Origin of the sequence: Aeromonas sp. R7-5 (assembly GCF_040908015.1) — a bacterium.
GTDB classification, from domain to species: Bacteria; Pseudomonadota; Gammaproteobacteria; order Enterobacterales; family Aeromonadaceae; genus Aeromonas; species Aeromonas caviae.
Map to the genome: position 1 here is coordinate 1 of NZ_JBFOCZ010000033.1, position 15215 is coordinate 15215.

Annotated in this window: 9 protein-coding genes; 7 read left to right on the forward strand and 2 right to left on the reverse strand. The window is 62.5% G+C overall.

Going from position 1 to position 15215, the window contains the following annotated elements; translation table 11 throughout:
- A partial coding sequence (locus AB5Y53_RS15350) for an Ig-like domain-containing protein (RefSeq protein WP_368182464.1) occupies positions 1-5821 on the forward strand: 5821 nt, incomplete at its 5' end.
- A 167-nt stretch (positions 5822-5988) separates the two neighbouring features.
- On the opposite strand, the gene mdtH is transcribed toward AB5Y53_RS15350, so the two are convergent.
- Entirely contained in the window at positions 5989-7182 is a 1194-nt protein-coding gene (gene mdtH / locus AB5Y53_RS15355) for a multidrug efflux MFS transporter MdtH (RefSeq protein WP_029314794.1), read from the reverse strand.
- A 202-nt stretch (positions 7183-7384) separates the two neighbouring features.
- Between mdtH and AB5Y53_RS15360 the strand changes: the two genes are divergently transcribed.
- On the forward strand, positions 7385-8284 hold the full coding sequence (locus AB5Y53_RS15360) for a LysR family transcriptional regulator (protein WP_029314793.1): 900 nt from the start codon (positions 7385-7387) through the stop codon (positions 8282-8284).
- Between the two features lie 57 nt (positions 8285-8341).
- On the opposite strand, the gene AB5Y53_RS15365 is transcribed toward AB5Y53_RS15360, so the two are convergent.
- Positions 8342-10114 (reverse strand): M4 family metallopeptidase, encoded by a 1773-nt coding sequence (locus tag AB5Y53_RS15365; RefSeq protein WP_368182465.1) that lies wholly within the window; start codon positions 10112-10114, stop codon positions 8342-8344.
- Between the two features lie 351 nt (positions 10115-10465).
- Here AB5Y53_RS15365 and AB5Y53_RS15370 point away from each other — a divergent pair, with 351 nt between their 5' ends.
- The 5 genes from AB5Y53_RS15370 to AB5Y53_RS15390 all read left to right on the forward strand — a co-directional run bounded on the left by AB5Y53_RS15370 (position 10466) and on the right by AB5Y53_RS15390 (position 15091).
- Positions 10466-11020, forward strand: a complete 555-nt coding sequence (locus tag AB5Y53_RS15370) for a GNAT family N-acetyltransferase (RefSeq protein WP_368182467.1) — start codon at positions 10466-10468, stop codon at positions 11018-11020.
- A gap of 37 nt (positions 11021-11057) precedes the next feature.
- Positions 11058-11612: a GNAT family N-acetyltransferase gene (locus AB5Y53_RS15375; protein WP_266140593.1), complete on the forward strand. Its 555-nt coding sequence runs from the start codon at positions 11058-11060 to the stop codon at positions 11610-11612.
- Between the two features lie 174 nt (positions 11613-11786).
- Positions 11787-12893 (forward strand): 1-acyl-sn-glycerol-3-phosphate acyltransferase, encoded by a 1107-nt coding sequence (locus AB5Y53_RS15380; protein WP_042016043.1) that lies wholly within the window; start codon positions 11787-11789, stop codon positions 12891-12893.
- Between the two features lie 309 nt (positions 12894-13202).
- Positions 13203-13673, forward strand: coding sequence for a YhcH/YjgK/YiaL family protein (locus AB5Y53_RS15385; protein WP_368182468.1), 471 nt, complete (start codon positions 13203-13205; stop codon positions 13671-13673).
- A gap of 218 nt (positions 13674-13891) precedes the next feature.
- On the forward strand, positions 13892-15091 hold the full coding sequence (locus AB5Y53_RS15390; protein WP_010675525.1) for an acetate kinase: 1200 nt from the start codon (positions 13892-13894) through the stop codon (positions 15089-15091).
- The last annotated feature ends 124 nt before the right edge of the window (positions 15092-15215 follow it).

The window sequence follows — 15215 nt, forward strand, 5'->3', positions numbered from 1 at the left end:
CACGGCGGCCCCGAGCGTGGAAGTCAACATCGTTGACGACAAGCTGACCGTGGGCGAGACCAGCGAGGTCACCTTCACCTTCAGCGAGCAGGTCACGGGCTTCGAAGTGGGCGACCTGACCGTGGTGGGCGGCACGGTTACCGACCTCAAGACCACTGACGGCGGCAAGACCTGGACCGGCACCTTCACGCCGACGCCGGGCTTCGAAGGCACCGCCAGCGTCACCGTGAACGAGGGCAGCTACACCGATCTCAACGGCAACGTGGGCACTGGCGGCAGTGACGACAGCGCGATCGACACCCTGGCCCCCAATGCCCCGACCGTGGTTATCGTGGATGATGCCAACAACGACCAGATGCTGACCAAGGCCGAGATTGGCAATGATCAGATCCAGGTTCGCGCCGGAATCAATCACGCAGACCTGGTTGCGGGCGGCAAGGTGACGCTGACCATCAACAATGGCGGGGTGAACAGCACTGTCCAGTTGACGCTCAAGGCCGATGGCACCCTGCTGGCAAGCAATGGCAAGAGCTACAGCTATCAGAATGGCACCATCAGCTGGACGGAGACGACCCCGGCCAACGGCAAGTCGTTGACGGTGACGGCGACCCAGACCGACAAGGCGGGCAATGTCTCCCTGCCGGGCAGCGACAACGCGCAGATCCTGAATGAAGCGCCGGAGACGGCGAACAAGCAGGCAAACGGTCAGGAAGATGCCGCCAGCATCGCCATTCCGACCCTCAGTGGCAGCGACATCGATGGCAACGTGGTGAGTTTCACCATCAAGAGCCTGCCTGCCAACGGCATCCTCTATCTGAACGGGGTGGCTGTGACGGTGGAGCAGAGCATTGCGGTGGCGGACGCCGGCAAGCTCACCTTCACTCCGAATGCGAACTGGAACGGCAACACCACCTTCAACTATGCGGCGGTAGACAACGACGGCGCCGTGGATGCGAGTCCCGCAACCGTGACCATCAAGGTGGATGCGGTCAACGATCTGCCGACGCTGACCATCTCCAATGGGGCTGTCGTCTCCGAAGAGGGGCTGGCAAACGGTATTGCCGACACGGTCGGCAACCCGGATACCACCAACGCCATCAAGGCGTCCGGTACCCTCTCGGTGGGCGACATCGACAGCAGCACGCTCAGCATCTCCCTGAACGGACCGGCCGGGCTGACGTCCGGTGGGGCCAAGGTCCAGTGGAGCTGGGATGCGGGCAGCAAGACGCTGGTCGGCTACACGGGGGCGATTGGCGGCGCCGATTACAAGGCGGTGGTCGAGGTCAAGCTGACGGCACCCAATGCCAGCGGCAAGGGAGAATGGACCTATGACGTGACCCTCAAGGGCCCCCTCGACCACGGAGATGCGACCTCGGAAGACAAGCTGTCGTTCCAGCTGGACGTGGAGGTCTCCGATGGCAGTGGCGTCACCAAGGGCAAGCTGGATGTCAGCGTCGAGGACGACTCCCCCATTGCCGGTAACAGCGATGCCGTTTCCGTGGTGAAGACCGATATTCCGAACGTGCTGACCGGGCTCTTCGACCTGACCAAGTACAGTGGCAACCAGAGCACCCTGAACATGGCGGGCTTTACCATCAGCGCCCTGGGCTTCAAGTCGGCAACCGATTCCTCACTGGTAACGGCGGATGTCAACGGCTCCAGCTCGGGGCTGGGGGTAGCCAGCGGTGCTGCGCCTTACCACAACCTCGCCAACGAGATTGACTTCCGTCACTTTGCTGACGGATCGTCCGCCTCCGAGCAGCTGATCGTCAGGCTGGATGCGGGCAAGGTTGCCTACGGCGCCAACATCAAGTTCAGCAAGATGTTTGGCGGCGAGCTGGAGAGCGGGGTCGTGGAGTTCTATCGCGGTGGTGTGCTGATCAGCACCCTGGTATTCAACTCCAACGCATCGGGTGGGGAGTTCAACCAGAACTTCCAGGTGCAGCAGGGTGGCTTCGATACCATGGTGATCAAGGCGACCAACAACGGCAACACCAATACCTCCGACAACAGCGACTTCACCGTACAGAGCATCGAGTTCCTCGGTGCCAACACGGCTCAGGCCATCGCCTATGGTTCCGGCACCGTGACCCCGCAGTGGGGGGCGGACGGCAAGGGCTCCATCGGGTTGGTACTGGACCCGGCGACCTTCGAGAATGGTCTGCGGACGGCTTCCGGCTCAGCCATCGCCATCACCGCCAGCGGGGCCAACACCCTGCTCGGGAAGGATGCGGGCGGCAACCTCGTCTTCAAGCTGGAGTTCACGCCAGCCACCGGCAAGTGGGAGTTCTTCCAGTACCAGCGCATGTCCAAACCCCTGGGTGATGGTGACATCGACTTCCAGATCCGGGTGGTGGATGGTGACGGTGACGCCAGCATTGGCTCCTTCGCCACCAAGCCTCTCTTCACGCCGCTGGTTCAGGGTGTCTCCAGCGAGAGCGTGACTGAAGGGGGCAACCTGTTGCACAAGGTCACCTTGTCCGATGCGACCCAGGAAGCGACCGAATACGATTTCGCCATTCGCGGATCGGGCAACAACCCCGCCTCCAACCAGGACTGGGGCAATGCCCAGTTCAGCAACGGCGTGACCTATAACAGCACCACCGGCAAGATCACGGTACCGGCGGGCGTGACAGACTTCACGGTGACCATCCCGACGGTGAACGATCGTCTGGCCGAGACGAACGAGACCCTCTCGGTGACCATCGGTGGTCAGAGCGGGACCGGTACCATAGTGGACAATGATCGGGCGCCGACGGCGGCTGGCGGCCACAGCGCCGGTGCTGAAGATCAGCCCCAGGTCCTGACCTGGGCCCAGTTCGGTGCCAGCGACGATCAGGACGCGACTGATCTCGGGGTGCAGATCAACACCCTGCCGCTGAACGGTACCCTCGAATACCTCAATGCGGCTGGGCAGTGGGTTGCGGTGCAAACCGGATCCCTCATCTCCTATGCCGAGGTGAACGCAGGCCATCTGCGCTTCGTGCCCGGTCTGAACGAATCGAGCACCCATGCCGCCAACGGCAACGGCGCCGTGGTCGGCAACATGAAGGGCGACTATGCCAGCATCGGCTATCAGATAAGCGACGGTGCCAACCTCAGCAACGGCAGCAAGCTGGTGATCGACGTGGCGGCGGTGGCCGACAAGCCGACCGTCAACCTGAGTCTGGTGGGCAACGGTATTCCCCTTTACAACCTGAGCTTCCCGAGCGCGGGGATCACCACGGGCCAGTTCCAGTCCGGCAGCTTCGACAAGGGGGCCCTCGGGATCACCAAGACCCTGACCGATAGCTCTTCTGGTCAGGATCTGGTCAATGGCACCAGCGGCAACGACTACATCGTGAGCCAGAAGGGAGGCGGCGACAGCCTGGTCGGCAACCAGGGGGATGACATTCTGGTGGGCAGCGATGCCATCCAGGGTGATTCCCTCTACGGTGGTGAAGGCAACGACATCCTGGTCTCCGGTCTTGGCAACGATGGCCTCTATGGCGGGACTGGCACGGATATCGCCGTGCTGCCCGGCAATCGTGCCGACTACTCCATCAAGAAGGGCGAGGGTTATTCGAACAACGACAAGTGGTTCGACTTCGTCGTGTCCGAGCGAGGCGTCGGGGTGACCAAGGCCCTGCACGACATGGAATATGTCCAGTTCGCAGACGGCATCTACCAGATCAACCAGACCACGGGTGAGCTGACCCTGGTTCCGCCGACCAAGGTGGATTACCCGGTCGAGCTGACGGCCTCCCTCACTGACAGGGATGGCAGCGAGGTGTTTGACAGCCTGGTGCTGAGCGGCATGCCCAAAGGCTCCGAGCTCTACAAGGGCAGCCAGTTGCTGGGTACCGTCGGGGACGATGGCAAGCTGACCTTCACCGCGTCGGACAAGCTGTGGAGCAGCAATGCACTGGATCTGAACCTGAGCGGTCTGACTCTGCGGGTACCGGGTGACAAGGCGGGCCTGGTCAATCTCAAGGTCGATGTCATCGCCAAGGAGGTCGGGACCGATCTGACCAGTACCGCGACCGATGACGACAGCATCCGCCTGAGCTACTTCAACGCCACCGAAGGGGAGCCGGGGGACCAGAACCGGACCTATGGCAGCGAGCACAATATCGTGGTGGGGGATCTGGATGGCAGCGTGATGCTGCCGGGCCAGAACTACAACCTCGCCTTCATGATCGACACCTCGAGCAGTATCGGTTCGTCGGCGATGAAGACCATCCGGGATCAACTGACCCAGGTATTCAAAGAGCTCCAGGGGAGTGCGGGCAAGGAGGCGGCGGGCAAGGTCAACGTCTTCCTGATCGATTTTGATACTCAGGTCAATCGTTCCGTCAGCGTGGATCTCAAAGATCCCAATGCGTTGAAGCTACTGGGTGATGTACTGACCAGCATGGATGGTACCTCGGGGCTGACCAACTACGAGGATCCGCTCAAGGTCACCTCCAACTGGTTCAACAGCGACCTGGCCAAGAACAACACCAATGCGAAGAATCAGGCCTATTTCATCACCGATGGGGCTCCGAACTCCTACTTCTACAACGAAGAGATCAATCCGGTGGTGAACACCAAGACCCAGGAAGGTCTGGATACCTTTGTCAACGTCAACAACTACGTACCGGGTACGGCTTTCTACGCCAATATCGGGGGCACCCAGCGGGTGATTGTGGATGCCAGCGGCAACGTCAAGCAGTGGTCACAGAACGGAAATGGTAACTGGAACTCCCAGAACATCGGCAAGATCAAGGCGCAAGGGGATGGAACCTTCGAGATCTCAACCAGTTACACCTCGGGGTCGACCAACAGCACGGCACGGGACAACGCATTGAATGTGCTGCCGCTGCTGGAGGCAAACAATGTGGTGCTGGCGGCCATCGGGATCGGCAGCGGGGTATCGAGCGATATTCTCAAGCTGTTTGATAGCGACAAGGTCGTACAGTCCAATGTGTCTGCCTCCGATCTCGCCAATGCCATCCTGGGGACGCCGGTCAGCAACCTGCCCGGCGTTGACAGGCTGGATGGCGGTGCGGGCGACGACATCCTGTTTGGCGACGCAGTACGCTTCACCGGCATCAGCGGGGAAGGGTATGCGGCCATCAAGCAGTATGTGAGTGGCAAGCTGGGGGCAGGGTCGGTGACCGATGCCCAGGTGCACGCCTACATCACGGATCACGCCAGCGAGTTCGATCAGTCGTCGGCCAATGACAAGGGTGACACCCTCCTCGGCGGTGATGGCAATGACATCCTGTTCGGTCAGGGGGGTGATGACTTCCTGTACGGCGGTGCCGGCAACGACACCCTGTTCGGTGGTAGCGGCAACGACACCCTCTATGGGGAAAGCGGCAACGATCGCCTCTATGGCGGCAGTGGCAACGACACCCTCTATGGCGGTACCGGCAACGACATATTGAGCGGCGGGCTGGGCAACGACATCCTGATCGGGGGGGCCGGCAACGACATCCTCATGGGGGATGCAGGTGCTGATACCTTCACCTGGCTGAAGGGGGATACCGAGGCTGGCAAGGTGGCCAAGGACTACATCGTCGATTTCAGCAAGTCGGAAGGGGACAAGCTGGATCTGAGCGACTTGCTAGACAGCGATGGCAGCAAGAGCGAGAGCTCCCTGAAGAGCCTGCTCTCGGTGTTCCAGGACAGCGAAGGGGTGCATCTGCAAGTCAAGGAGAGCAGTGCCGCGCCGGTGACCCAGGAGATAGTGCTGATGAACCACACCTTCGACACTCTGACGGGCGGTTCAGGGACGACTGCCAACCAGGTGATCGACTTCATGTTGCAAAACAACATGTTGGATATCAACAAGTAACAGCCAAGCGGGCTGGGCAAAAGCGGCAGAGCAATCTGCCGCTTTTTTTATGGGGGATTTTCGGGTGGATGGACGCAGACGAGGGGAAGGGCAATGCAAGAAGAAGGTAAAAAAGAGCGCCCTTCAAGAGAAGGGCGCCCGGGGTAGACGGGATGATTGCCAGAGGATCAGGCGTTGACCCCTGCCAGGCGAGAGCCGCGCTGGAAGCAGTTGGCCAGCAGCAGCAAGGTGGTGACACCGACGGTGCCGAGTACCAGCCAGGGCAACCAGGGTTGCCCCTGGGCCATGGCGTAGTCGTGCAGGGCGCCGCCCCCCACGTAACCCGTCATGCCCCCGAGCGCCAGTCCCAGTCGGCTGAAGCCCATGTAGCTGCCCCGCGCCCCCGGTTGTGCCAGCTTGGTCATCAGGGTTTCCCGCGCCGGCTCGGCGATGACGATGCCGAGATAGAAGCAGGCGAGCAGCAGGAAGACGGCGGGCAAGGTGGTGGCAAAGGCCACCAGCCCGATCCCCGTGGTCATCAGCAGCACCCCCGCCATCAGACGGTTCTCCAGCTTGAAGTGGCGCTCGCCGAACCGGGCAAGGGGGTAGAGCAGGGCCAGGGAGATGGCCGTCTCCAGGGTGTACATCCAGCCCACCGCCGTGGTGCTGCCCGCCATCTGTTTGACCAGAATGGGGAAGATCAGCATGACCTGCACCCAGAGCGCGTAGTAGCCGCTCAAGATCAGCACCAGTCGGCAGAAAGCCTTGTCCGCCAGCACCTGGCCGAGGCCGTCCCGGATCGGCGTCGGACGCACCGAAAGCTTGTAAGGGGGCAGGATCAGCAGGTTGCACAGGGCGGCGCAGACGAACAGGCCGGCACCCAGCAAGCAGACATATTCAAAATCGAAGTTGAGCAGCCAGCTGCCGAGCAGGGCTCCCACCACGGCGCCGGCGCTCTCCAGCATCATCAGCAGGGAGATGTAGCGACCCCGCTCCCGTGGCCGGGTGAACTTGATCACCAGGGCGGCGCGGGGGGGATCGAACAGGCAGCCACCCAGCCCCGAGATGATGCAGGAGAGGATCAGCTCCAATCCGCTCTGGGCATAGGCCAGGCTGGCAAACCCCAGCGCCCGCAGCAGCATGCCGCAGACGATGAGGGGGCGCGCCCCGAACTTGTCGGCGAGGGAGCCGCCAAAGACCCCCAGCCCTTGCTGGGTAAGCTGACGCAGCCCCAGTGCCAGTCCGACCACACCGGCGGCCCAGCCCAGTTGGTCGACGAAGCGCAGGCTGATCATGGGCATCACCACGAAAAAGCCCAGGATCACCAGCAGGGAATCCAATGCCAAGAACCACCGCCCCAACCGCCTCGCCCGATCCACCATGACCCTGATACCTCTGTTTGCTTCGCTGATATTGTTGTCTTTCTTGCCCGAACGGCGCCGTCACCAAACAGAGCCAAGGGGGATGACAACTCCCTGGCTCGGTGGCGTTCAGCCGGTTCATGACGATTGATGCTGCTATTCTGGTGGGGCTCCAGATATAGTGGTAGCCGACAACTGGCTATATTTCATATTGGATTTGGTTATGGCTATGACCCTCGACGATTTGCAACTGCTGCTGGATGTGGCCAACCGTGGCAGCTTCAGCAAGGTGGCCGCCATTCGCGGCTGGTCACAACCCATGGTGAGCCAGCGCATTGCCGTGCTGGAGCAGGAGCTGGGCCAGTCCCTGTTCCGTCGCCATCGTCGGGGGGCCACCCCGACCCCGGCCTGCGAGCAGTTTCTGCCTGCCGCGACTGCGGCCCTGAGCGCACTGGAAGGGGGGCGGCTGGCGATGCAGGGGGCGCCTGCATTGCCGCGGATCCGGCTCTCCTGCCTCCCCTCTCTGACCACGGCGGTGTTCGGCCCCCTGCTGCTGGCCCTGGTGGACGAGACCTTCGAGATCCGCTGCAACACGGATCACTCTGGCATCATCATGCAGGAGTTGCTGACCGGCGAGACCGACGTGGGCTTCATTCTCAAGTGCCCTGCCATCGCGGGCATCCAGCTCGAACTGCTTTACCGTTCCCCGATCATCGCCGTGGCCTGCGCCACCCACCCGCTGGCCGGGCGGCAGGGGCTGACCCTGCAGGACATTGCCAACGAGCGGCTGGCGCCCCAGCAGTGGGGGACGGGCTGCGACGAGCTGATCCTGCAGTTGCGTTTGCTGCGCCAGGTGGCGAGTCCGCTGCACGCCATCCAGCCAGCGAGTGCGGCGCGGGAGCTGGCGCTGGAGCACGGCTTCATCACCCTGATGCCGGCGCTCGCCATCACCCGGGATCTGGAGTTCGGTCGCCTGGTGAAGCTGGACGTGGTGGATCTGCCACCGGATCACTGGGACGTGATGATGGCCTGGCGCAGCGGCAAGCGCCCCAATCCCGCCAAGGAGCGGGTGCTGGAGGCGGCCCGTACCCTGGCCCGGCGCTGGTCGGGCAAGCGGACATAAAAAAGCGCCGGACCAGGCCGGCGCTCTTCGCTAATTCCCCTTGATGCCCGCTCAGACTCAGTAGCTGGCCTTGAGGGTGACGCCGGAGAAGGCGCTGAACCCGCTCAGCTGCACGTGCCAGGTCCCCGCCTTGGGGGCGTTCAGGGTACAGGTTTCGGCATTGCCGCTCTTGTAGGGGCGGCAGTCATAGCTGCTGGCGGTCGGCGCGCTGCCGAATTTCACGTAGAGATCCGCATCCCCGCTGCCGCCGCTGCTGGTCACCACCAGCTGGCTTCTGCCGGCGGGCACCTCGACGGTGAAGTTCAGCTTGCCCCCCTTGGCGGCGGTGAGATTGCCCACCGGTACCCCGTTTTGCAGCACGCTGCCCGGTTGGGGCGTGGTGCCGCCGCAGGTGGCATTGACCCCGACGGCGGTGAAGGCGGCTGCCACGTCGCTCACGCTGTAGCCGAGATCCGTGGCGGCCCTGGTTACCCCGCACGCCCCCTGATCGAAGGTGGTGTTGGGGCCCCAGTAGAGGCGGTTGGCCAGCACGAACACCTCGAACGCCTTGCGGGTTTGCCAGCCGCTGGTGTTGGCCAGCAGGTAGAAGGCGCGGTTGTAGACCCCGGAACTGTGGTGCACGTCGATGCCGTCATAGTAATCGCTGGCGTGGCCGATGGACTTGCCGTCCCGGGCCGGGTCCTCGAAGTAGCGCAAGGAGCCGTTGCCCTTGAAGATCTGGGCCCCCACCAGCCAGTCGTTGCTGCCCTTCATGTAGTATTCGGCCGCTTCCCCCGCCATGTCGGAGAAGGCCTCGTTGATGCCGCCAGACTGACCGGAGTAGACCAGTCCTGAGTTCTGCTCGGTGAAGCCATGGCTCACCTCGTGGGCCGCCACATCCAGGCTCACCAGCGGATAGAAGGTGGTGGCCCCATCGCCGAAGGTCATCTGGCTGCCGTCCCAGAAGGCGTTCTCGTAGTTGCGGCTGTAGTGCACCCGCATCTTGAGCTTGAAGCTGAGCGGCGCCGTGTTGTACCAGTTGCGGTACATGTCGAACACCACGTTGCCGAAGTAGTGGGCATCGTTGAGAGGGGAGTAGGCACCGTTGATCTCCTTGACCGTGTTCTCCGGGCAGGTGAACTGGTGGATGGCGCCCCCCGTGGTGCCGTGATTCATGTTGAGGGTGTCCACGTTGGTCCCCGTCATGCGGCAGTTATCATCCACCTGCAGGGGGCCAAAGTCGGCGCCGTAGAAATATTTGCCGGTCTTGACGTTGCCCCCTGGGCCGGTGGCGTCCTTGTGGTTGATCCCCTCCCAGCGTTTGAGCTCGCTGCCGGTCTGGGCGTCGATCATCACGAAGGGGCGGCTCGGTTCCTTGCTGGCGGCGAGCCAGGAGACCAGATAGACCAGTCTGGCCTGGCCGGTCTCATCCTGCATCACGAACAGCTTAACCTGTTCGTTGCTCCCCTTGGCACCGCTGCGAGCCTGGCGTGCGGCGTCGCTGGCGGAGAGGGCAACGGCCGGGCCCGTCAGGTCGGCATCGATCTTGCGCAGCATGGTGCCGGACACCTGGTTGACCTGGCCCCCCAGCGCCTGATCGGCCACCAGAACCTGGCCCCACACCGGAATCCCCTGCCAGGTCTGCTCATAGCGTATCCGCTGCTGGCCATTGGGCAGCGTCACCGCCCGCACCTTGCGAAACTCGCCATCCCCGGCGCCAAGGGCGCCAATCTTGGCGGCGCCACTCACCGCACCGGCCAGGTCGGAGACCTGGTTCACTTCCACCTGTTCTGCCGCCATGGCGGCGCTTCCCCAGCAGGCCAGCATGACGGCCAAATAGACTTTGTTCATCTCGTCTTTCCTTAGTCGATGAAGATTACACGCCGGGTCCGTTGCCCGGCGCTCTTACACTAGTGGGAAGGGGGAAAATAACGGCCTGTCATTTGTCACAGGACAGCGAAAACAGGTAGCACGATTCACTTTTACAGCGCCAATCATCCATAAATACTGGTAATGGCAGCATGTTGAACCACTGTGAGGGGTGATTGATGACCTTGGGGGCAAGGTGCCCGCATGGGGATCGCCATATGGGGGTTGCCAGCGGGGAAGTCGGTTGAAAAGTCCTTGGCAAACAAGGGATTGATTGACTACATTGGCTCCCATGACGGCAGATGGCCGGAGTGGAACCGGGGAGGAGTGGCGATGTTTTCATGGCAACTGGATGACGAGCTGGCGCTCCTGTTCCTGCAACCCGACATGGCCAGCGAGCTGTTTCGCCTCTGCCAGCGCAACCGCGACTACCTCTCCCAGTGGCTGCCCTGGGTGCCCCACATCCAGCAGCCCGCCGACAGCGCCACCTTCATTCGCCACGCCATCGAGAAGTTTGCCCGGGGGGAGGGGCTGACCACGGCCATCGAGTATCAGGGGGAGGTGGTCGGCGTCATCGGTTACAACCAGATCGATCAGGATCTCGGCAAGGTGACCATCGGCTACTGGCTGGCGGAGCGCTGGCAGGGGCACGGCATCATCACCCGGGCCTGCCAGGCCCTGCTCCATCACGCCTTCGAGGAGATGGGGATGGAGAAGGTGGAGATCAGCGCCGCCCTCGAGAACGAGGCGAGCCGGGCCGTGTGCGAGCGGCTGGGAATGACCCAGGAGGGGATCACCCGGCGGGCGGAGCGGCTGGCGGACAGGGTAGTGGATCACGTGCACTACGGCCTGCTGCGGGACGAGTGGCTGAGGCTGAGGGATCTCTGATGACCCTTCTGTCCGCTTCCAACCTCCTGAGGGCAAGATGACGACGCTGCCCCACATTGCCACCCCTCGCACCCGGCTGACCGTGCTGACCCCGGAGCGGGCCTGCCTGATGGTGGATTTCTATCTGCGCAATCGCGCCCACCTGGCCCCCTGGGAGCCCAGGCGGGAGGAGAGCTTCTACACCCTCGCCCACTGGCAGACCCGCTTGCGCGACGGTTACGGCCACTATTTCGAGGGCAGTGCCGTGCAACTGGTGGCGCTCGATCCCAGGGGGGAGCGGGTGATCGCCACCTGCAATTTCACGAACATTGTGATGGGCATGTTCAAGGCGTGCCACCTGGGCTATGCCATCGACAAGGAGCACGAGGGGCAGGGCCTGATGCAGGAGGTGGTGGCCGCCGGCATCGATCACCTGTTCCGGGAGCGGGGCCTGCATCGCATCATGGCCAGCTACATGCCCGCGAACCTGCGAAGCGGCGCGCTCCTCGAACGGCTGGGGTTCGAGCAGGAGGGATACGCTCGGGACTATCTGATGATCAACGGCCGCTGGGAGGACCACGTCCTCACCGCGCTCATCAACCCCGCTGGCTAGCAGAGCCGTTGTCGAAAGGGGGGCTGGCGGGTGACCGCCATCGCTTTTTCACTGCAAGATCGCACTATCTGTACGCCTCTCATACCCCTGGGGATAAAAGCGTGTAAAATTGCGCCCTGAATTTTCCCGGCCGGCAGACGCAGGCCGCGACCCCATACATGCAAGGCAGACATTGTGACAGAAGTAGATAGATTCGCGGACATTCGCCCCTATCGCGATGAAGAAGTACCGGCTGCCATCGAGCGGCTGATCCAGGATGACGAGTTTATCGGCGCCATCGCCAAATACCGCTTCGGTTCCCTGATGAGCTGGCTGGGCTGGGCCATTCGCCCGCTGATCCGCCAGTTCCTGCGCCACAAGTGGGCCAAGGTCAGCACCATCCATCAGGTACAGATGGGGGTGACCCGCTACATGACCCGGATGATCGCCACCTCCACCCAGGGAGTGAGCTTCTCCGGGCTCGAACACCTCAAGAAGGAGCAGGGCTACCTGTTCGTCTCCAACCACAGGGACATCGCCATGGATCCGGCGTTCGTCAACTGGGGGCTGCACACCCACGGGTTCGATACCGTGCGCATCGCCATCGGCGACAACCTGCTGCGCAAGCCCTGCGCCACCGAGCTGATGAAGCTCAACAAGAGCTTCATCGTCAAGCGCTCCGCCAAGGGACCGCGGGAGATGATGAAGGCCCTCGGAGAGCTGTCGGCCTACATCGGCCAGTCGGTGCACGAGGGGCACTCCATCTGGATCGCCCAGAAGGAGGGGCGCGCCAAGGACGGGGATGACAAGACCGATCCTGCCATCCTCAAGATGTTCTACGTGGACGGCAAGAAGCAGAAGATCGATTTCGTCGACTACATGCGCAGCCTCAACATCGTGCCGGTGAGCATCAGCTACGAGCTGGATCCCACCGACAAGGCCAAGGCGCGTGAGCTCTACGAGAAGTCGGTCAACGGCAGCTACGAGAAGGGCGAGTTCGAGGACATCGAGAGTATCGTCGCGGGCATCGTCGGCCAGAAGGGGCGGGTACATGTCTCCTTCGGCGCTCCCATCACCGAGGGCTTCAGCGATCCGGACGAGCTGGCGGCGCTTATCGACAAGGCGATCTGGAGCAGCTATCGCCTCTTCCCGGGCAACTACCTCGCGGCGGATGTGCCCGGCAAGGCCAGCACCATAGAGCAGAGTGCCTTCCTGACTCGCCAGTCCGAGGTGCCACAAGAGCACAAGGCCATCTGGCGCGCCATGTACGCCAAGCCGGTGGAAAACGCCGGCAAGGTTTGAATGGCACCGCTTTTGAGCGGGCGATGGAAAAAAACGGGAGCAGATGCTCCCGTTTTTGCGTCTGGTCAAAGTCGGGGGAGATTGGGTAGTGAATAATATTGTTTCAACTGGTACGATCATCGGGTGAATGGGCGAGTATCTCTTGGCAGGGGCGGACGAGTATGCAACAGTGACTCGGCGCCATCGGCTTGGAAGCGACAGCGCCCCCGTCTGCACGGATGGCAGACGAGACGATAAAAGGACCTTCAATGGTCCTTTTTCATTGGTGCACAAAGATAGAACACAGATATATCTAAGGATGCGAACCTCATGATCACCGGCAGTCTGGATACCTTGCAACGCACCCCCTTGCCCGCCCCCCTGAACCGTATCGTGGCCGAGGTGGTGCAAAGCGTCGAACGCTGGCTGCACGCCCCCCTCGGCAAGCAGGAGGTCGACGGCCTCACGCTGTTCTGCCTGGTGAGCGAGGATCTGACAGAGCCGGTGGCGGATCGCCGGGGCGAGTTTCATGAGCAGTATCTGGACATCCAGCTGCTGCTGCGCGGCGAGGAGTGGATCGGCGTGGGCCCTCACACCTACAGCCGGGACGGTGCCGACCATCCTCACCCCGATCTCTGGTTCGTCGATGACGAGCAGACCAGTTATCTGGCGTTGCAGCCCGGCGACTTCGCCATCTTCTGGCCGGGAGAACTGCATCGCCCCCTCTGTACCCTGACGACCCCAGGTTCGGTCAAGAAGCTGGTCGTCAAGGTTCACCAGTCGCTGCTGACCGGCGCCTGAGTGGCAACCGGGGCCTGGAGTCCCGAGTGATTGGGCCAACAGAGGCCCGTTGCGAATCGCTGATTCGACGCGCGCGCCAGACGAACGGTCTGCGCCCAACGATTTGAAAAATTGGACGCACCCTCCTGCGACCATAAGCCCCCGGCAGGGGAATCCCATCCATCGCTGGATGACACGACACTGTCGGCGTAAAGCCGAAGCACAGGAAGATGTAGAACATGAGCAAGTTGGTATTGATCCTTAACTGCGGTAGCTCTTCCCTGAAATTTGCCGTAATGGACGCTGAAACGGGCGAGGACATGCTGTCCGGCCTGGCCGAATGCTTCAATCTGGATGACGCACGTATCAAATGGAAACTCCACGGGGTCAAGGGCGACGCCATGCTGGGCGCCGGTGCCGCGCACCAGGAAGCCCTCGACCACATCGTGGGCCACATCCTGCCCCAGGATCCCGCCCTGGCCGATCAGCTGGTCGCCATCGGCCATCGCATCGTGCACGGCGGTGAGCAGTTCTCCCGCTCCGTGCGCATCGATGACGGCGTGATTGCCGGCATCGAGGCCGCCATTCCGTTTGCCCCCCTGCACAACCCGGCGCACCTCATCGGCATCCGTGCCGCCCTCAAGGTGTTCCCGGCCCTGGCCGACAAGAACGTGGCCGTGTTCGACACCGCCTTCCACCAGACCCTGCCAGAGGAAGCCTACCTCTACGCGCTGCCCTACAAGCTCTATCGCGAGAACGGCATCCGTCGTTACGGCGCCCACGGCACCTCCCACCGCTTCATCGCCGAAGAGACCGCCAAGGCGCTGGGCAAACCGCTCCATGAGCTCAACATCATCAACTGCCACCTGGGCAACGGTGCCTCCGTCTGCGCCATCAAGAACGGCGAGTCCGTCGACACCTCCATGGGGCTGACCCCGCTGGAAGGGCTGGCGATGGGCACCCGCTCCGGTGACATCGACCCTGCCATCGTCTTCTTCATGCACGACAACCTGGGTTACAGCGTGGACAAGATCAACCAGGTGCTGACCCGCGAATCCGGCCTGCTGGGCATGACCGAGGAGAGCAGCGACTGCCGCTACGTCACCGGCAACTACGCCACCGACGCCGGTGCCAAGCGTGCACTGGACGTCTTCACCTATCGCGTTGCCAAGTACGTCGGTGCCTATGCTGCCGCCATGGATGGTCGCCTGGACGCCCTGGTGTTCACCGGCGGCATCGGCGAGAACGCCGCCATGGTGCGCGAGATGGTGCTGGCCCGACTGGCCCTGCTCGGCTTCAAGATCGACAAGGAGGCGAACAACGCCGCCGTGCTGGGCGGTGAAGGCCCCATCACCGTCGAAGGCAGCCGTCTGGCCCTGGTGATGCCCACCAACGAAGAGCTGGTGATCGCCCGTGATGCCCTGAGCCTGGTCGGCTAAGGCACCCTCTGGTGATGACAACGCCCGGCCCCTGCCGGGCGTTGTCGTTTCGGCAATAGTGATCGGCCTGTCATTTGACATGGGGGACCAGATACGTACCCTGACCGCTGTGTGATATTGCGGA